The organism is Sphingobacterium sp. UBA5639 (assembly GCF_002421245.1).
Taxonomy (GTDB): Bacteria; Bacteroidota; Bacteroidia; order Sphingobacteriales; family Sphingobacteriaceae; genus Sphingobacterium; species Sphingobacterium multivorum.
Genome location: NZ_DIJR01000029.1, coordinates 506,473 through 526,718, shown reverse-complemented (window position 1 = coordinate 526,718; position 20,246 = coordinate 506,473). Strand labels below are relative to the sequence as shown.

Here is a 20,246-nt window from a genome sequence, read left to right as displayed (position 1 = left end):
GATTAAGATTTATTATGCTTAATCATGTCCATAATCTCCTTTAACTCATCGGCGGTCAGTTTTTCTTCCTGTACAAAAAAGGAAACCATTTCCTTATAGGAATTTTTGAAATAATCGCCCACAAAGGAATTCATAAACTTAGCCTTATAATCTTCCTCACTCACCATCGGCTCATAGCGTTTGGCATTGGCGTAGCGTACTGCCTTCACAAAAGCCTTGCGCTCCAGATTCTTTACTGTCGAAGCCAAAGTCGTATAAGGCATCTTCTCACCTTTTACATTATCCAAGATCTCTTTTATAAAACCTCCATTGAGGCTCCAAATCGATTGCATTGCCTGCTCTTCCTGTGCTGTTAATTTTTCCATATCTTTATCTTCCTTTTTCTAATCTACTACTAATCTACGAATAATTCGTAAATACAAAAAATATTTTTTATTGCCTTTGTGATCTTCACGCAAATAGGGACTTTGTAACCCCTTAAAAAAAAGAAATAGCTCATTTCCTGCGCATTTAAACTCAAATCCGACGAATATAAGTTAGCTGGCAAAAAATTTGTTATACGTTTATTTTAATTCTAAATTCATTCATAAGTCGCTTCATCAATGGAAAGAACAGGATATTCACTGTGTAAAATTGATAGCAATCAGTCGCACCGTTCACTCCAAAAGGAGATGGTTTAACACAAATACAAGAAAGATAAATGGCTAAAAATATCAAAGCGATCAAATGTCCGCATTGTGGCAGTATAAAAATTACCACATTACGCCCCGATTATTACAAATGCGACAGCTGTGGAACTGAATTTTTTCTGGATAGTGATGATATCAATATCAATTACAACTATAACTACCCACGCAACAACCAAGATCAATATAAAGCCATACGGATTGTATTATTTGCTGTTGTGGGCTTTATTGCGCTGATGTTTGTCATTGGAGCCCTAAGTGCTCTATTTTCCAAAAAGCCAGCGCCTAATTATTCAACTTACAGCACTTCCAATACAGCAGAGAAAAAAGAAGAAGCCCAACCGCTGGAATGGAATTACGCAAGCAACACGCTATTTTTGGATAAAGATAATACGCCACATATCGTCGTCGTCGGTAATGTCGGAACCTTCAGGGGTCGAATGAACGAAGGCAAGGACAATAAGGTTTATATTGGGCTCTTCGACCCAAAAACTGGTAAGAAAGAATGGGTTAAGACTTTGATGGAAACTCCCGTCGAACTGTCGAGCAGCGACGTCAAACTTCAGGTATTTGAAGATCAGCATCTTTATATCATCGTCAAATCCAAATATATTTATCAGCTGGACAGAAATACACTCACTTATAAAAGTGTCCTAGAGAACTATGTAAAAGATGCTCCATCTTTAAGCACAGGCATCGCTAAAGTTGAATTTAAATACGAAGACTATGGCTCTGCCTATCAGATTGTCAACAATGAAGGACAAAACCTAGCTTATTACCCCTTAATTAACAAATCTATTCCCGATAAACAACTGTACGATGAAAGAAGGAAAAAGCTGCCCAACCCAACAACAAAAACGGAATTCACCTTTTCAAGTAAATCAAGTTATTACCCAGAAGAAAAAATTCAGTTAATCCAGTACAGCTACCAATATCAATATGGATTTCCCAAAGATAGCCCACGCTTTTCCTGGGATAAGGATTACGGCGGATCAGGTATTTTTACCGACCGCGATCCATACAAAAAGGTCTTGATAAATCCATGGCAATTTAAAGGAGCCCGTCTGATCAGTTTCAAAGACTTTACACCGGGCAGACTTTACTTCCAGCCCGTAGTGGTTGCTCAAAATGACAAAATACTTCTCATTGCGTATAAACCGACACCTGCTGAGGACGACCCCTTACAGATCCAGTTGCTGGATATAACAACGGGGGCCATACAAAAAACGATCAGCACAGACCTAAAGTCCATTTATGGAAATGGATGCCTGTTAAAGGATGGTTTTATTGTAAAAGACGGTAGCAACTATTATTATTTTGATAATAATGGCAAACAAATCAACAAGTTTGAAGGGTATAACCCCAAATTCGACACACTAAATTAAACACTATGGGACTATTTAATCTTTTTAACAACCAGCTTTCTGAGGTCATTGAGTGGAAAAACCAGGATCCCCGAATATTATGGTATAAATTTCCATCTGAAAGGAATGAGATCAAAAATTCCAGTAAGCTGATCCTTGCTCCAGGGCAGGGCTGCATCCTCGTCTACGAAGGAAAAGGTGAAAACTTGCTGACCGAGGCAGGCACATACAATCTGAAAACGGACAACCATCCATTCTTTACTACTTTAGCACGTTTGCGGCAAAACTTTGAATCAGAACATAAGCTCTACATTTACTTTTTCCGTACAGCCGCTATCGTCAATCAATCTTGGGGAACGGGAACACCTATTAAATATATCGACCCCCATTACAATTTACCGATAGAAATTGGCTTGAATGGTACATTCTCTTACCTCATCAAGGAACCGGTACATTTCTATAAAAACATTGTGGCGAATCAAAATACGGTTAGCACAGCTGATATTCAAGACATCATCAATAATCGGATCCCCCAACAAATTATTGCGCAGATTGCACAAAAGAAACTGGGTTACAATGAGATTGACAGTCAACTGGGATTACTTTCCAACGACATCAAGACCGCGGTTACACAAGACTTTAATGATCTTGGCCTCGACATTACGGATTTCAAAATCCTAGGAACTCAATTTGATGCCAATACACAACGAAGAATTGGAGAAATCGCCGATTTAAGCACACAAAATCAAGCAGCGCTACAGGCAGGTCTGAGCTATGTTGAATTAGAAAAATTACGGGCACTACGCGACGCAGCTAAAAATGAAGGCGGAATTGCAGGTGTAGGTGCACAACTGGGAGTCGGTATGGAACTCGGAAAGCAATTCGACCTTCAAAAAGAGGAGATCAAAGATCATATTCAGCAAGAGGGTGACTTTGTCGAGAAACTCCAAAAGCTGCAGCTGCTGCTTCGTGAGAATATCATTACCCAAGAAGAATTCGACACATTAAAAAAACAGATTCTCAATAAAATCTAGTGTATTACGGGAGATTCAACCTTAAAAGTGATAGCTATCCCATGAGACCTTTTAAAATGTAAATCGGTACGATTCAGCTCAATATACTGAGGTCAATCCATTCACAACCCATAAATTAATTCAGCTATGAAATATATATTCGGCATATTATTCACACTGGTGATCCTTTTCGTTGCCACCTATTTCCTTTTGGGACTTTGGGGCATTAAGCTATTGGAGGCGGAAAACTTCAGCAAAATATTGTGGACTACAGGAATTTTGACACTAACGTCCATTATTCTGGTTTGTTTTGTCATACTACCTTTTTTTTTCGGATCGGGCAAACACGGCAACTACCAAGACAAAGGAAAGGTTGCGCAACGAAAAATAGATTGATATTTTTGCAGAATAAGATAATGTTAAATTTGAATAAATTATTTGCTTATTTAAGTAAATAATTCGTGAATATTATCCAAAATGACGCAGTCATGTCATTTTAATTCCAAAAGAACTTTCAATTTTAAATATCAAATAGTTAAATTTGTGAGATTAGCATAACAAATCAGATATAAGATATATATAAACATGTCAGATAAAGCATCTATAAATTTAGACGGCACTTCGTATGACCTTCCGGTCATTGTCGGTACTGAAAATGAAAAAGCAGTTGATATTTCGAAATTAAGAGATCTAAGCGGATTTATTACGTTAGACCCAGGATACAAAAATACAGGTGCAACGAAAAGTGCGATTACTTTCCTTGACGGTGAAAAAGGCATATTGAGATATAGAGGATATCCAATTGAACAATTGGCAGAGAAATCGACTTTCTTGGAAGTTGCTTATTTGTTGATTTATGGAGAACTTCCCAAAAAAGAGGTATTGGAAAAATTCAGAGCTGACATCAAAAAGCAAATGATGATTCACGAAGACATGAAAAACTTCTTCGCTGGATTCCCATCCAAATCTCACCCAATGGGCCAACTTTCGTGTTTAGTAGGCGCATTATCGGCATTTTACCCAGAATCTTTAAATCCTAACTTAACTGACGAAGAAGAGGATCAAACGATCATCAATCTTTTGGCAAAAATGCCAACGATCGTTTCCTGGATTCAAAAGAAATCATTGGGTCATCCTGTCGTTTATCCAAAAAACAACCTTGGTTACATTGACAACTTCCTAAACATGCTGTTTGGAGAAGTGAATGATGAAAAAACATTCGATCCTGTGGTGATTGACGCCATGCACAAATTGTTGATTTTACATGCTGATCATGAGCAAAACTGTTCAACATCTACTGTTCGCATCGTTGGTTCATCCAATGCAAACCTTTATGCATCTGTTGCATCGGGTATCAATGCATTATGGGGACCATTACATGGTGGTGCAAACCAAGCTGTAATCGAGATGTTGGAGGCCATTAAAAATGATGGTGGTGATGCTGAAAAATATCTTGCTAAAGCAAAAGACAAAAACGACCCTTTCCGTCTGATGGGATTCGGTCACCGTGTTTACAAAAACTTCGACCCTCGTGCTAAGATCATCAAAAAAGCATGTGATGACATCTTGGAAAAATTAGGCGTTCAAGATCCGGTATTGGATATCGCTAAAAGACTCGAAGAAGCAGCATTGAATGACCAATACTTCATCGACAGAAAACTTTATCCGAATGTTGACTTCTATTCAGGTATCATCTACCGCGCATTAGGTTTCAAAGCAGATATGTTTACCGTATTATTTGCTTTAGGCCGTCTACCAGGATGGATTGCACAATGGAAAGAAATGCGTGAAAACAAAGAGCCTATCGGTCGTCCTAGACAAGTATACGTTGGCCACACAGAACGCGACTACGTTGAATTTTCAAATCGCTAATCCGATTTCGATTTATATCCTTAAAAAGCATCCCTCGGGGATGCTTTTTTTATTTCTACCCCAACCAACATGGAGAACTTTACAGCTGTCCGAAACCACCCACTCGAACACTATAGGATGCACCGTCGTTACGTTATTGTCACGATAATCTACTTGTTAAGTATATTTTAATTTTTCCTTATCTAAATTCCCTGTTTTTCGTTAAGTTTGCGTATTCATTGGTCTCTTATTAAAAATCATTATAAATAAGACTTGTTAGAAACAATACTACATATCTTGGTTCCCATTGCTATTTTCACTTTTATAGCAGCCTTTACCTTATTTGCAGTATATGCCGAGCGTAAGATCGCGGGATTTGTACAAGATCGTCTAGGACCGATGGAAACAGGAAAGTATGGCAGTCTCCAAACGATTGCCGACATTCTCAAATTATTACAAAAAGAATTAATTACCCCCTCATCGGCCGATAAAATACTCTTTAGAGTTGCTCCTATCGTTATTTTCGTTGCTGTATTTACAGGTTTTGCCGTTATTCCCTGGGCCAAAGATTTTATCCCAGCGGATACACATACAGGCTTGTTCTTTATTATGGCCATCATCTCCATTGATGCTTTGGGCATTTTAATGGCAGGTTGGGGATCTAACAACAAATATTCTTTATTGGGTTCCATGCGTGCCATTGCACAGATGGTATCCTATGAAATACCGGTAGGCCTTTCGCTGATTGCTGTAGTGATGCTAACCCAGACCCTAAATTTGAATGAAATTGCTATTGGACAAGGAATTCTAACTCATGGAAGCATTAAATTCTTTGGTTTTTGGGAAGTCAATGAGATCGGAGGCCTTTTCGCCTGGAACATCTTTCAGGCCCCACATTTGATTATTACCTACATCATATTCTTTATTGCTACCCTTGCCGAGTGTAATCGTGCACCCTTTGATATCCCGGAAGCCGAATCTGAATTAGTTGGTGGTTTCCATACAGAATATGGGGGCATACAATTTGCCTTTATCTTTTTGGCCGAGTATGCCATGATGTTTTTGGTATCGATGTTGGGAGTTGTTCTCTTCTTAGGCGCTTGGAATACACCATTACCAAACATAGGTGCAATACGCTTGGCCGATTGGACCACAGGTTTAGTGTGGGGAATATTTTGGACATTAGCCAAATCATTATTTATTGTTGGTATCCAAATGTGGATTCGATGGACATTACCACGGTTACGTGCAGACCAGCTGATGAGTTTATGTTGGAAAGTATTGACACCGCTGGCTTTTCTTTGTATGGCCATCTCTGCAATTTGGCGAATTTTAGTTATAGCATAGGATATGATATTTAAAACAGCTTCGCATGCATTTCGTACGGCAATCAAGGGTTTATCTTTGACTGTTAAGCACTTGTTTGGTGCCCGACGTTCGCGAACAGAATTGAATATCAAAAAAGACAATTACTTTGATCAACAAGAAGGTATTGTCACCGTACAATACCCGCGTGAAAAAATGCCAATCCCCGAAGTTGCCCGCTATCAATTGCAAGTCGATATCGAGGACTGTATTGTATGTGATCTATGCGCAAAGGCTTGTCCTGTCGACTGCATCGAAATCGAAGCCATCAAATCACCGGAAGCGATTGGAAAAACTTCCGATGGCAGCGTTAAAAGACTATATCCGGCCAAATTCAATATTGATATGGCCAAATGTATGTACTGTGGCCTTTGTACTGTGGTATGTCCGACGGAATGTATTACCATGACCAATGAATATGACCGCAGTTCTCAAAAACTGACCGATCTTATCTATGGTTTTTCAGATATGACCGATAGTGAGGTCGCACAGCGCAAAGCAGAGTGGACCAAGTTTCAAGCTGAAAAGGAGGCAGCAAAGCAAAAATAAAAGATGGAAAGTATTTTATTCTACGCCTTTGCTACCCTAGCAATCGGTTCAGCACTTTTACTGGTCAATCTTAAAAATATCGCGCGTGCATTGTTCCTGTTTTTTATTGTGTTATTTGCTATGGCAGGACTCTACTTATTTGCTTTAGCCGATTTTGTAGCTATCACGCAAATTATGGTGTATGTCGGAGGCGTGCTCATATTGATGTTATTTGCCTTTATGCTCTCCAACAAAGAACTCCTGAAAGACCTTCAGGATAGCAGCGGTTCATTCTTAACCATGCCTAAGTGGCAGACGGTTCCCATCGTACTTGGCTTTCTATTGCTTATGCTATACGGCATTGTTGAATGGCAACAAGCACCATCTGCGTGGATTTTACAAGCTAGGGAAAATAACACCGAGATTGTCGCAACAGATAATAACATTCATCAGATTGGTTTACGTTTTATGACCTTTTACGTTTTACCATTTGAAATTATATCCGTGTTTTTGATGATGGCCTTGATCGGAGCCTCACATCTATCCAGAAAGGAGCGTACAATATGATTACGCTGACGCATTTCTTAGTTGTCAGTGCCTGCATCTTTTGCATTGGTCTTTATACTGTACTTTCCAAGAAAAATGCGATCATGATTCTGGTGGGTATTGAATTGATGATCAATGCCGCCATCCTGAACTTTGTTGCTTTTGGAAAATACGACAAGGTCAGTTATGGTGGGCAAATTTTCGCATTATTTGCCATTGTTCTCGCAGCGGCTGCAGTCGCTGTTGGATTGGCTATTGTATTAAATGTCTATCGGCATTACAAAACCATTAATCCGGATGAGATAAACCAATTAAAAGACAAATAAGCATTGGATCAATTTGTTCACATATCGCCCCTTCTGACCGCACTGTTTACCTTGGCAGCGCCATTTGTGGCATTCCTATATCAAGCAATAGCAGGCAAACGCGATCAGTCGGGCCTAGTTTCTCTCACGGCTATTATCCTCAGTTTTATCGCTGGTGGATTGACCTGGTTCTCTATATGGAATAATCCGGCAGTATCAATGCAAGTAAGCTGGTTCACTATTGGTGAAACAGCATTTAAAGTTGGTATCCTGCTGAACAATTTGAGCACGTTGATGCTTTTTTTGGTACCGACCATTGCCCTACCCGTACATATATACTCCAGGGCCTATATGCATGGCGATTCAGGTATTCACCGCTATTGGATGTATCTCAGCTTATTCTGTTTTGCGATGTTGGGATTGGTTATTATGGACAGCCTCCTATTGATGTATGTTTTTTGGGAATTAGTCGGTTTTGCATCGTATCTCCTCATCGGCTTCTGGTTCACACGTGAAACAGCTGTACAAGCCAATAAAAAAGCATTTTTGGTCAATCGCATCGGCGACCTCGGTTTTCTAATTGGGCTTGCGATCCTATTTACACAGTTCAAAACCCTCAATTTAATCGATCTCTTTGGAGACAATGGCTTAATTTATCAATCCACAATCGCCCAAGGATTATGGATATCTCCAGTCAATAGCTTACCTCAGATTTGGCTTACCATTGCAGGATTAGCCTTTTTCTTGGCAGCGATGGCTAAATCTGCACAATTTCCATTACATGTATGGCTTCCTGACGCCATGGAAGGTCCTACATCCGTATCCTCATTGATTCACGCCGCGACCATGGTTGCTGCAGGTGTATTCCTTTTGGCTACTGTATTTCCATTATTTAATGAATCTGCCTTATTATTTATTGCCATCATCGGTACAATAACCGCTGCTTTGGCCGCATACTTCGCACTTGGCCAATACGACATCAAACGTATTCTTGCTTTTTCGACCATATCGCAGCTTGGTTTTATGATGGTTGGCATTGGCATTGGAACATGGGATGCTGCTTTATTTCATCTGACTACGCATGCCTTCTTTAAGTGCCTGTTGTTTCTTTCTGCAGGAGCTGTCATTCATGAAATGGCCCATCTCAAAGCACATAGCCAATTGGACTTTGATCCGCAGGATTTACGGAATATGGGCGGGCTACGTCAATATTTGCCAAAAACCTTCGTGCTGATGTGTATAGCTTCGCTAGCACTTGCAGGATTCCCTTTGACTTCAGGTTATCTATCCAAAGACAGTATCGTCATCTCTTCCTTTGAATGGGCTCTTTCAAAAGGTAACTTATACCTTATCATACCCGCGATTTTAATTCTAGTAAGTATTTTAACGGCTTTCTACATCGGTCGTCTGCTCTTTAAAGCCTTTTTTGGAGAGTTCAGACTGTTGAAACAGCTTCAGGGCAAACTACTGGATCATCCACTACATGAAGCCCCAAAGACCATGTTGATCCCCATGTTTGTTTTGGGACTATTCTGTCTATTCCCGGTATTCTCATTCAATCCGTTTTCTTATCATGATTCCTGGTTGATGGACGGCCTTTTATTGGATGAATATGCTTTTGCACCAAGCCATAGTGCACACCTTATTATCCCTGCAATACTGCTCCTTGGTTCGGTTATTGGCTGGATCATCGGCTGGAAATGGTATGTACAAAATAAATACCCGTTAAACCCCGCTAGCCAGGCATTAAAAGCCGCTTTCAACCAGGGTTATATCAACGAATTTTACCAAGCAGTCTTTGTGAATGGCATATTAAAATTAGCGCAGTTCTGTTATTGGTTTGATCGTCACATCGTTGACGCTTTCGTTTCTTTGATTCAGTTTATCGTCTTATCCCTCTCACAGCTAAGTGTGTGGATAGATAAATATATTGTAGATGGTTTTGTTAATACGGTTGCTACTGTAGCCTATTGGACAGGCAATCAAGTTCGCTTGGTCCAAAATGGAAAGATACAGACAGCATTGTATTCCGTCTTTTTATTAGTTTTACTTGGTTTAATTTATCTTATATTTTTTTAGGAAATGCCTATTCTATCCTTATTGATATTTTTACCGCTATTGGCTACGGCGCTCATTCTCGCCTTACCAACACGCTATAAATCGAGTTACAAATATATTGCTTTAGCATTCACAGCAATACAATTTGTACTGGCCGGAATATGTTATGCACAATTTGATGCAAGCAAAACAGGAGTCCAAGATCTAGCGGGCTATCAATTTGTTGAACAGCTTTCCTGGATCCGATTAGATTTAGGATCAATAGGAAAACTAGAGATCGATTATCTTATTGGTATTGATGGGATCTCCATGCCCTTGTTATTGCTGAGTGCATTCGTTATGCTGATGGCTATAGGTGCCTCCTGGAATATTCAGAAAAGTCCTAAGGGATACTTTGCCTTGCTCATGGTACTTAATATGGCCGTTATGGGGATTTTCTGCGCATTGGATTTCTTCCTATTTTATTTGTTTTATGAAGTCATGTTACTGCCACTCTACTTCTTGATCGGTATCTGGGGTGGTGCAAGACGCGAATATGCAGCTATAAAATTCTTTTTATATACCCTATTCGGGTCTGTATTTATGTTGTTGATTATCGTCGGATTGTATTTTTCAGTAATCAACCCCTTGACTGGAGCACATACCTTCAACATGATCTATATGATGAATCCACAGAATTATCTTGAGGGTTCTATTTTCGGCTGGGAAGGTTATCAGGAGATTTTGGGCATTTCCGCTCGTCTGGTCGGTTTCATTGTGCTCTTCTTTGCCTTTGCCATTAAAGTACCCATTGTTCCGCTACATACTTGGCTACCGGATGCGCACGTTGAAGCGCCAACACCAGTATCTATTATTCTTGCCGGTATTCTCCTCAAAATTGGTGGTTACGGTATCATCCGTATCTGTTACAGCATCTTTCCCGATATGGCAGCCTTATCCAATTGGTGGCTTGGGTTAATCGGTGTTGTTTCCATTATTTATGGGGCTTTGAATGCCTTATCACAAAAAGACCTGAAACGAATGATTGCCTATTCATCGGTTTCACATATGGGCTTTGTGCTGCTTGGTGTTGCATCGCTGACTGCAGAAGGTATTTCTGGCGCCATGTTTCAGATGATTTCGCATGGATTCTTATCTGCGGCACTCTTTTTCCTAGTTGGTGTGGTCTATGACCGTGTACATGATAGAAATATCTATAGTTTCCGTGGCTTAGCTCAAATTATGCCCAAATACACAGGTTATGTCGCTGTGGCATTTTTTGCGTCCCTAGGCCTACCCGGCTTTTCAGCTTTTATTGGCGAAGCCTTTGTCATTATCGGTTCCTTCAATGCCGCGAGTATAGGAACTGGATTACCGCGCTGGATGGCACTAGCGGGATCCATAGGTATCCTATTAAGTGCAGCCTATTTACTTTGGACACTGCAACGCATGTTCTTTGGACAAATTCGCTTAAAAGGCGGAGACTCCTGGAGTAATGCACTTACAGACGTCAATTTACGGGAACAAGTGATCTTATTTCCTACCCTAGCGCTTGCGCTATTACTTGGAATTATGCCGGCATTAGTATTTAACAACCTAAATGCCAGTGTTCTGAATCTCGTGAGTTTTATCCAACAATTTATCTAATTCAGCATGCTTGCATTTAGTCCATATATCAGTTCTTTCATCGATCAGATTATCGTAAGCGTTCCTTATTTTAAGCCCGAACTGACATTGATCGTCACTTTTATTGGTACTATCCTCGCTAGTCTTTTTATTGACAAACACTGGAAGCATACCTCTTTTGTCATCACCCTCATTGGGCTATTGCTCAGTGGTTGTTACCTTGTGGGCCAGGGACTCAGTAAGGTAGAGGCAACAGGCTTCTTTGATATGATCCATATTGATGCATTTGCTGTAGCCGCACGTTTGATTATCCTGTTGTCAACAATTCTCATTTGTATATTCATTCAACAACGCCATCAAGACCGCCCCTTAGGTGACCTATACGCCGTACTACTGACCGCAACCCTTGGCTTGAACCTGCTGACTATGTCGAGTAACTGGTTGATGATCTTTATTGCAGTGGAAACAGTTTCGATCAGCTCCTATATTATGGTTGGCTATTTTTCTTCCACAAAGGTTCAATCGGAAGCTGCTTTAAAATATGTCCTGTTTGGATCCATTTGTGCCGCCGTTATGCTCTATGGCTTGTCTTTACTATACGGTTTCACGGGAAACCTGAATTTTGACGCACCAAGCCACATTGCCGGCTTGATGGAAGCACCTCAGATCATGATCAGCATTGCTTTATTATTTTTGCTGACAGGTATTGGTTTCAAATTAAGTTTTTTTCCCTTTCATGTCTGGAGCCCGGATGTTTATCAAGGTGCGCCAACAGTGATTACCACCTATCTTGCAACTGTACCCAAAATTGCGGTCGTTGTTCTTTTGTCCAAGATATTCTCCGCATGGCTCAATGTCTCCTTTTATTTCAGCGATTTTCTGACTTATGTGATTATTGCGATCGCCATCGCAACCATGCTGATTGGTAATTTAGCCGCTTTGCGTCAACAGGATGCCAAAAGGATGATGGCCTACTCTTCCATTGGGCATACGGGTATACTCCTTATGGCTGTATTGGTTTATCAAAATAAGGAATCAAATGTCCTATTATTTTACCTTTCCATATACGCCCTGATGAATATTGCTGTATTTATCTTTATTGATGCCTTGGAAGCTAGTTTAGGAAATACCACGATTGAATCTTATCGTGGCTTAGGAAAGCAATTTCCCTTATTGTTTACTTCCTTTTCGATTGTTTTAATCGCTTTGGTCGGTCTACCTCCTACTGCGGGTTTTGTTGGGAAACTTTTGGTCTTTTCCAAAGTATTCGAGCAATACCAAAACTTCCAATCCTTTAGTTTGCTGGCATTACTCCTAGTGGGTGCATTGACATCTGTCATCTCCCTATTTTATTATTTTAAGATACCACTGAATGCGTTTCTAAGGGAAAATACGGTATCTCCGGCGGTTAAATTCAATGTGCTACTCTTGTGTATTGGAATCTTATGTACCGTGGCCGTGTTGATCTTAGGTATCTTTCCCGATTTATTACTTTCGGCATTCTAGAAAACAGGAAACTTCTTTCATTTTAATAAGTTTATCGTCCAATTCATTCCCTTAATGTCTGCGTTGAATAGTAAGAATAACTCCATAATATATTTTATATTTGTAACATGATTAGTGCAATAGCAAATCCAATTTTTCAGCGTGCTATCCAGGATTACCACGTATACGATCAGATTGATCATCCAATCCAAAATCCGTATGACAAACAATCTCTGGAACATCTCCTCTATTTAAAATGCTGGATTGACACCGTGCAATGGCATATGGAAGATGTTGTGCGTAATCCCGCTATTGAACCTCAAGAAGGCTTATATTGGAAAAGACGTATCGATGAATCCAATCAGTACCGCACAGATACCGTCGAGTACATTGATAGTTATTTTCTGCAAAAATTTCAAGGTATACAGGCGAGTCCTACAGCAACGATCAATACTGAAAGTCCGGCATGGGCTATTGATAGACTTTCCATTCTGGCTTTAAAAATCTACCACATGGAACAGGAAACATTACGCAAAGATGCTTCCGAAACACACATCATTTCCTGCCAAGAAAAACTAAACGTTTTATTGGAACAACGAAAAGATTTATCCCAAAGTATTGATGAATTGATGACCGCCATCGCATCAGGTGATAAATACATGAAAGTCTATAAACAGATGAAAATGTATAACGATCCGGCATTGAACCCTGTCCTATATTCATCAGGAAAATAAAACATGTCCTTACCGCAACGGATCATAGTAACCCGATTTTCAGCTATGGGCGATGTTGCCATGGTCGCCTCAGTATTGAAAGAATTCTGCATTCAATACCCTGATGTAGAAATCATTATGGTCAGCCGGAAATTCTTTGCCCCATTTTTTGATGGAATAAAAGGTGTACGGTTTCACGCGATTGAACCCAAAACAATTCATAAAGGTTTTTTTGGATTAGTCAAGCTAAAAAAAGAACTGGCTCAATACGGCGCAGATGCTGTAGCGGACTTACATTTCAATTTACGCTCCCGCGTAGTCGATCTTTTATTTTCCTTATCGGGTGTAAAAGTAAAACAACTTGACAAAGGCAGGGCTGAAAAAAAAGCTTTAACCCGCGAAAACAACAAAATTAAAGTTCCTTTAAAGCTGACAGTGGAGCGCTATGCAGATGTATTTCGCGCATTGGGTTTCAAATTCGAACTCAGCAATAAATTGGTTCTTAATTTGCAGGATGTACCCAAAGCTGCATTTAGTATGTTTGCAAACTTCGATCGAAAGAAAATTGGCATTGCCCCATTTGCGCAACATCGTTATAAGATTTTTCCGCAAACCAAAATGGAAAATGTGATAGACATATTGACGCACAATGGCTATGATGTTTTGTTGTTTGGCGGTGGTGAACAGGAATTCCAGATTGCGCAAAACTGGACGGAGCGATTTCCCAACACCTATAATACCATAGGCAAGCTTTCGCTGCGGGAAGAACTGGATTTAATTTCAAATCTAGATCTCATGATCAGTATGGACTCTTCGGGACTTCATATGGCATCGTTGATGGGCGTAAGGTGTCTTTCTTTGTGGGGAGCAACGCATCCTTATGCTGGATTCACCGGTTACGGGCAGCAGCTAACAGATTGCATCCAAGTTGAACACCCCAACAGACCGAGTTCAGTGTACGGCAACAAGCCCTGTGATTGTGATGGGATAGAAGCAATTGATTTAATTACACCGGAAATGGTGATTGAAAAAATAAGAGCAATAGGATGAAGATAGGGTTAATAACCATTCGATACGGATTGGATATCACCGGTGGGGCCGAATTCCATTGTAGAATGCTAGCTGAACGATTATCAGCAAAGCATGACGTGACTGTATTAACCACCACTATCAAGTTTTTAAATAAACCAGCGGAAGATTTCACTCCGGGCCTAGAAATTATACAGGGAATACCTGTGACAAGGTTCGTGACCGATAAAAATTTGCGTTCCGAAAAGAAAAGTAAAATCGCCCGGAAGATACGCCGATTGATCTATCGCTGGAGGTTAGCAAAGCCTATTTTCTCCTTATTTCCTGTTTGGAAATTCAAAGTTGATGATGAATCAACCTATTTGGAAGGACATCCATTTTATTCGTCTTCATTACTTAACTATATTAGGGAATTCCAACACGATTTCGACAAATTCATTTTCTTTACTTACGAAAACCCACTAACCATATTGGGATCACTCCTTGTACCAGAGAAGTCTATTCTGATTCCCACTGCACATATGGAGAGCATGTTATTTAGAAGTATCAACACACTTTTATTTTCAAAAGTCAATCATATTGCCTTTAATACAGAAAGTGAAAAAGAAATGTGTTTAGAAATTTTCAGAAATTCGCTGGCAAAAAATACAATTGTTGGCATAGGCGTCAATCAAATAGATGACCTAGCAGCTGCAGCAGCCATCAGTTCCAAATATCAGATCAAATCACCATACTTACTTTATTGTGGTCGCATTACACCAGTGAAAATCAACAATTTTATGGCCTATTTTCTGAAATTAAAATCGGAAAAACAGATCGACTTGCAGCTTGTACTTACAGGAGAAAATACCATGGATGTTCAGCAAGATCCTGATATCATCTATACTGGTTTTGTAAGCGAGGAAGAAAAAAAAGCGCTAATGCTACAAAGCTTTGCCATTATTAATCCCTCACTCGCCGAGAGTTTATCACTATTGACATTAGAAGCGCTCCATTTAGGGAAACCAGTCATTGGTAACAAAAAGTGCGATGTCATGGTCGAACATGAACGCAAAAGTGGAGCTGTATTCTGTTATGATTCCTTCAACTCCCTAAGTTCCATTATCACATATTTGCAAGATACAAATACCGATAAGAACATCATTGCGGCAAAAGCTAAAGAATATGTTTCTAAATATTATAATTGGGATTTGGTATTAAGTAAATTCGAACACATTTTTAAAGAAAGCTAAACCGGGTCAAGCATGATAACAATTGGATTTGACGCTAAACGATATTTTCTCAATCGAACAGGCTTAGGCAATTATAGTCGGGACCTTGTCCGTATACTGGAACAATATTATCCGGATAATACTTATTTGAAATATACACCAAGATTGGACGATAATGATCTTTCGAAGAAGGCGCTTATCGAAGAAAAAATTCGTCTCCCCAAAAGCACATTTAACCGCGCTTTTCCCGCACTTTGGCGAAGCTTTGGAATAGCATCTGACCTGCTTAATGACGGTGTAGAACTCTTTCACGGGCTTACAGGAGAAATACCAAGGGGCTTAAAAGCCCGTGGAATTAAATCTGTTGTCACGATACATGATTTAATCTTCTTACGCTATCCCGAACTCTATAAACCCATCGATCGTTGGATATACAACAAGAAATTCCAATTAGCGGTTAATCACGCGGATAAAATTATTGCAATTAGTGAACAGACTAAATCAGATATCATCGATTACTATGCAATTCCCGAACATAAGATCGAGGTTATCTATCAGGGTTGCCATCCGGCTTTCAAGGTTCCAAAAAGTGACGACGAGCAGGACAAATTAAGGTTAAAATATAATTTACCCAAAGACTTTCTGTTAAATGTGGGTTCAATTGAAAAACGAAAAAATGTTTTACAAATTGTAAAAGCTATTCAGGATATCGATATCCCATTATTAATAATTGGTAAGAAAACGACCTATCTTGAGGAGATTAACAGATATATCGTAGCCAACAAATTGGAAAGCAAAGTCATTATAAAACAAGGGTTTACTATTGAAGAACTATCAACTATTTATGCGATGGCATCAATTTTTATATACCCTTCTATCTTTGAAGGCTTTGGTATCCCTATCATCGAAGCCTTATATGCTGGTACTCCTGTCATTACAACCAATTCGGGCGTATTTCCAGAAGCTGGTGGACCATCGTCTTGTTATGTCGACCCTTCAAATGTAGACGAAATAAATCTAGCGATCAAACGTATTCTGAGCGACTCCCAAACCAGTGCAAGGATGATTTCACAAGGACGTCACTATGTGCAAAAATTTAATGATGAAAAAATTGCATCAGAACTCATAAACAGTTATCAGTCCTTATTGTAATTTAGGCTGAACGGTATGCGTAAAATATTTATCCAAGACTTTTAATGCGATTATATCCTCTATTTTTTTATTTTTAAACTGAGCAATATATTCGTGTGCATATTTTACGATCCTCCTAGCCGCATGATCATCTGCCATAAAATACCGTAATTTTTCCTCCAAATCAGAATAATCATCTTTAATACAAATAAAATGAACATCTGGAATTAGGCGTCCTTCCATAAACCAAGTCTCATATTTCGGCATAGGCATGACCGCAATAGAATTAGAGGACATAATCCACTTCAAATTTGTCGCAACATCGTTTCCCTCAAGCGCCAAAATAAATTTATAATCAAGGTGCCCTGCGATGGATAAATAATCCTTATCGGAAGATCGATTAGCCTTTTTGATATTGCACAATGGATGATCATAATACAATTGGTAGAATCGACTTCGATGAATCTGTCCAAAACCGCTCCTTCCGACCAACATATCTATTTTTTTATCAAAAGACACGTCGTCCTGAAGAAAATTAAAATGTCTTGCTTTATCCAAATTTAAGACTATTGCATTGCTATTATTACCATGAATAGGTCGGCTCTTGAGTAAAGTCGGATGTGAGGGAATATGAATGATATCACCGGGCAAAATACTGAACCGCAATTTGGGGTTAAAAAACCTTAAATATTCCTTACTGTCGAAATAATAAACGCGTATGCGTTCTGGTACGCGATATTTGCCTATTTCCATGGCGTCCTGATCTAAAGGCTCAAGCCGTTCCAACTTATTGTAATAATTTACCCTATCATCAATATATGTGGCATTTTTGCGATAATAAGTGCTATCTAAACGCTTTGTCAGTTGGGCTTGAAAAAGACTATCAGGAACTAGCTCCCTAAGAATTGCTTTAATATAATAGTAAATCTTATTATTTTTATTTCGCAAAAAGATTCTTTTGAAATTCATCGATGTGCAATGCTTTTTCCTCAAAAATAAGTAAAAATAACTCTCCCTTAAAATAAATAAGCCTAAAAGTCTGTATCAGGTTTTACAACAGGAATACGCAGTTGTAGTTTCTTCCAATGGTTAGATTTGTCTTTATAAATCATGAGTTTACCTAATTTATACTTAAATTTCAGTAATCCTTTATAATCATCTTCAATGCAGCGATACGCTACATTCGGATTTTCTTTCAGAACTTCATTAATCGCTAATGTATAAACTGTTGGGCCTGTCATCGCATGTACATCATGTGGAAATCGATTCTGTTCAATATTATCCACAATCAGCTCCATCGTTCTTTTTAAAAAAGGATGTCCTTTATCAAAGATAAGTGCCCATTGTGCATACAGGCTCCTATTGTTCTCATGCGTTATTACCGCAACGTCATCGCTATTTAGATATTTATCGATGGAGACTAACAAATCACTATCTAAATCTATATAAATACCACCATATATATATAAAACAGCATAGCGAAAAAAATCTGCTTTGGCGGCCCCTATCTGAAGACGATGATAAGCTTTATTAATGCGCTCATCAAAATGTTCAGCAAAGAAGTCACTCACCCGTTGATCATCATAGAACTCATACGAATAATCCTTATTCTTTTTTAAAAATGAGCGAATATAGAGCTTCGTAAGCCAAGGAATCTTATTATCCTTAAATGTTTGAAATATATTTTTTGGAATTCCCATGATAATGAATAACTATAGGAAACTAGAAAGTCCGTCAGCACAGGATGTCAGCTTTTCTAATTTTGTCTTTTCTAATAAATGATCGTTTTGTGGTAGTGCTTTTCTAGACGCCTCCTTATGATATAAGTGATACCCAATTGCAGCAAACTTGATTAGTTGCCCTTTGAGTCCATAATTGAATAAACGTTCCACAAATTCACTGTCTTCCCGGCCCCAGCCTTCAAAAAGATTATTAAAACCATTCACTGCACGAACATCGCGCATGTAGAAGGACATATTACAAGAGCGTACTTTGCTTCTTTTATGTGCTAGGTTTTTCGCAGTCCATCGTGCTAAAAGAAGATTACGAAAACTACTTATTCTCTTTTCAAACCGACCAGATTCGAATCCCGCCTGAAACATATTCGGATACCTTAGTTGATTCGACTCAGTTAACAATTTAGCTGTTAATGCTTGATTCAGTAAAACCCTTCCACCTTGGATAAAATGTCCGACTTTGGCGAGTTTTAGATGGTCTTCAATAAAATTTGGTGCCATAAGGATATCACCGTCGACAAGTACAACATAGGGTGATTTTACTTGGGCTAGCGCTTGATTTCGAATACGTGCAACGCGAAAACCACAATCGTCCTGCCAAACATGGCTGATTGGAATTTCAGAAACCTGCTCATAACGATGGACAAGCTGTCTTGTTCGATCATCAGAACCGTCATCTGCAACAATAACTTGACTCGGCAAAACTGTTTGATTTAATGCAGACAATAGCACCAATTCCAATGCATCGGGCCTATTATACGTTGTAATAATTATTGAAGTTTCCAAAAAATAGCTATAAAACCGTAAGTGCTAATCAGATGATTTCAGGTATTTATCAATACCGTTATCACAATAGGTCAAATTTAGCTTTTTTGTTTTTGCAAACAAACAATTGTTGTTGCCTAAATTCTCTTTTGCATTTATCGCATGCCAGATGTGAAACACAATGCCGCCGAATTTTAAGAATCGTTTTTTGATGTTGATATTTAGAAGTCTAGCGACAAATTCTTTATCTTCCGGCCCCCAGCCCTTAAAGTCTTCATTATAGCCATTCACACGAATGGCATCTTCTCTCCAATAGGCCATATTGGCACCATGAATCTCCCAACGCTCGTTGCCTTTGTTTTTATAATTAAATTCAAAATATTTCCATAACAACTGAAAACGAAAAGCACTGAATAAGTTCGAAACTCCTTTATCGAATCTATTTACCTTTGTATCACGCTTCGTCAATTTTTTCTCGGAAAATTCCCGATCAAGGTAAATACGGCTGGCGCGTACCACCGATCCTTTTCGCGCAAACTTTCGATGATCTCGAATAAAATAGGGATGCAAAATTAAATCACCATCAATTTGGACAATATAATCGGATGAGGCTTTAGCAATGGCTTTATTTCTGATTTTCGCCAACTGAAACCCCTCATCTTCATGCCATACATGAATAAAAGGAATATTAAACTTACTTTTATATTCTGCCACAACTCGCTCTGTCTCCTTTCCAGACCCGTCATCAGCGATAAGGATTTCATCAGGAAGAACCTTCTGAAGCAATACACTTTCCAAGCATAATGCCAACGCCTCCGGCCAGTTATAAGTAGATATTATTAGAGAGATTTTCAT

The 20,246-nt window shown here is 39.1% G+C and carries 20 protein-coding genes; 15 read left to right on the top strand and 5 right to left on the bottom strand.

Annotated elements, in window-relative coordinates; genetic code table 11:
- Positions 1–2: 2 nt before the first annotated feature.
- The gene (locus tag B4Z90_RS19060) at positions 3–365 is read right to left on the bottom strand and encodes a BlaI/MecI/CopY family transcriptional regulator (protein WP_046672759.1); all 363 of its coding nucleotides are present in this window, start codon (positions 363–365) and stop codon (positions 3–5) included.
- Positions 366–700: 335 nt separating this feature from the next.
- On the opposite strand from B4Z90_RS19060, the gene B4Z90_RS19055 reads away from it, so the two are divergent.
- The 15 genes from B4Z90_RS19055 (at position 701) to B4Z90_RS18985 (ending at position 16,911) form a co-directional block, all read left to right on the top strand.
- Positions 701–2,071, top strand: coding sequence for a hypothetical protein (locus B4Z90_RS19055; protein ID WP_070561242.1), 1,371 nt, complete (start codon positions 701–703; stop codon positions 2,069–2,071).
- Between the two features lie 5 nt (positions 2,072–2,076).
- Positions 2,077–3,084, top strand: a complete 1,008-nt coding sequence (locus tag B4Z90_RS19050) for an SPFH domain-containing protein (RefSeq protein WP_070561243.1) — start codon at positions 2,077–2,079, stop codon at positions 3,082–3,084.
- Positions 3,085–3,210: 126 nt separating this feature from the next.
- A complete protein-coding gene (locus B4Z90_RS19045) occupies positions 3,211–3,459 on the top strand; it encodes a hypothetical protein (RefSeq protein WP_286802988.1) in 249 nt (82 codons plus the stop codon).
- A gap of 189 nt (positions 3,460–3,648) precedes the next feature.
- Positions 3,649–4,935: a citrate synthase gene (locus B4Z90_RS19040; protein ID WP_046672763.1), complete on the top strand. Its 1,287-nt coding sequence runs from the start codon at positions 3,649–3,651 to the stop codon at positions 4,933–4,935.
- A gap of 252 nt (positions 4,936–5,187) precedes the next feature.
- A complete protein-coding gene (gene nuoH, locus B4Z90_RS19035) occupies positions 5,188–6,261 on the top strand; it encodes an NADH-quinone oxidoreductase subunit NuoH (protein WP_046672764.1) in 1,074 nt (357 codons plus the stop codon).
- A gap of 3 nt (positions 6,262–6,264) precedes the next feature.
- Complete coding sequence (locus tag B4Z90_RS19030; RefSeq protein WP_046672765.1) at positions 6,265–6,828, top strand: NuoI/complex I 23 kDa subunit family protein; 564 nt, start codon at positions 6,265–6,267, stop codon at positions 6,826–6,828.
- 3 nt (positions 6,829–6,831) lie between these two features.
- On the top strand, positions 6,832–7,374 hold the full coding sequence (locus B4Z90_RS19025) for an NADH-quinone oxidoreductase subunit J (protein ID WP_070561245.1): 543 nt from the start codon (positions 6,832–6,834) through the stop codon (positions 7,372–7,374).
- Entirely contained in the window at positions 7,371–7,679 is a 309-nt protein-coding gene (gene nuoK, locus B4Z90_RS19020; RefSeq protein WP_046672767.1) for an NADH-quinone oxidoreductase subunit NuoK, read from the top strand. The genes B4Z90_RS19025 and nuoK overlap by 4 nt, the downstream gene beginning before the upstream one ends.
- 3 nt (positions 7,680–7,682) lie before the next feature.
- On the top strand, positions 7,683–9,737 hold the full coding sequence (locus B4Z90_RS19015; RefSeq protein WP_286727820.1) for an NADH-quinone oxidoreductase subunit L: 2,055 nt from the start codon (positions 7,683–7,685) through the stop codon (positions 9,735–9,737).
- 3 nt (positions 9,738–9,740) lie between these two features.
- The gene (locus B4Z90_RS19010) at positions 9,741–11,342 is read left to right on the top strand and encodes a complex I subunit 4 family protein (RefSeq protein WP_070561247.1); all 1,602 of its coding nucleotides are present in this window, start codon (positions 9,741–9,743) and stop codon (positions 11,340–11,342) included.
- Positions 11,343–11,348: 6 nt separating this feature from the next.
- Entirely contained in the window at positions 11,349–12,827 is a 1,479-nt protein-coding gene (locus B4Z90_RS19005; RefSeq protein WP_286802986.1) for an NADH-quinone oxidoreductase subunit N, read from the top strand.
- Positions 12,828–12,934: 107 nt separating this feature from the next.
- A complete protein-coding gene (locus tag B4Z90_RS19000; RefSeq protein WP_159333421.1) occupies positions 12,935–13,540 on the top strand; it encodes a DUF4254 domain-containing protein in 606 nt (201 codons plus the stop codon).
- A gap of 3 nt (positions 13,541–13,543) precedes the next feature.
- Positions 13,544–14,569: a glycosyltransferase family 9 protein gene (locus B4Z90_RS18995; protein WP_112374873.1), complete on the top strand. Its 1,026-nt coding sequence runs from the start codon at positions 13,544–13,546 to the stop codon at positions 14,567–14,569.
- On the top strand, positions 14,566–15,780 hold the full coding sequence (locus tag B4Z90_RS18990) for a glycosyltransferase family 4 protein (protein ID WP_159333423.1): 1,215 nt from the start codon (positions 14,566–14,568) through the stop codon (positions 15,778–15,780). Before B4Z90_RS18995 ends, B4Z90_RS18990 begins: the two co-directional genes overlap by 4 nt.
- Positions 15,781–15,792: 12 nt before the next feature.
- Positions 15,793–16,911 carry a glycosyltransferase family 4 protein gene (locus B4Z90_RS18985; protein WP_286802984.1) on the top strand — a complete coding sequence of 373 codons (1,119 nt, stop codon included), beginning with the start codon at positions 15,793–15,795 and terminating at the stop codon, positions 16,909–16,911.
- Here B4Z90_RS18985 and B4Z90_RS18980 read toward each other — a convergent pair.
- The 4 genes from B4Z90_RS18980 to B4Z90_RS18965 all read right to left on the bottom strand — a co-directional run bounded on the left by B4Z90_RS18980 (position 16,903) and on the right by B4Z90_RS18965 (position 20,246).
- Complete coding sequence (locus B4Z90_RS18980) at positions 16,903–17,859, bottom strand: glycosyl transferase family 90 (protein WP_159333424.1); 957 nt, start codon at positions 17,857–17,859, stop codon at positions 16,903–16,905. The genes B4Z90_RS18985 and B4Z90_RS18980 overlap by 9 nt on opposite strands.
- A gap of 62 nt (positions 17,860–17,921) precedes the next feature.
- Entirely contained in the window at positions 17,922–18,590 is a 669-nt protein-coding gene (locus B4Z90_RS18975; protein ID WP_070561253.1) for a glycosyltransferase family 32 protein, read from the bottom strand.
- A gap of 12 nt (positions 18,591–18,602) precedes the next feature.
- On the bottom strand, positions 18,603–19,412 hold the full coding sequence (locus B4Z90_RS18970) for a glycosyltransferase family 2 protein (RefSeq protein ID WP_070561254.1): 810 nt from the start codon (positions 19,410–19,412) through the stop codon (positions 18,603–18,605).
- Between the two features lie 24 nt (positions 19,413–19,436).
- Positions 19,437–20,246, bottom strand: coding sequence for a glycosyltransferase family 2 protein (locus tag B4Z90_RS18965; protein WP_083295763.1), 810 nt, complete (start codon positions 20,244–20,246; stop codon positions 19,437–19,439).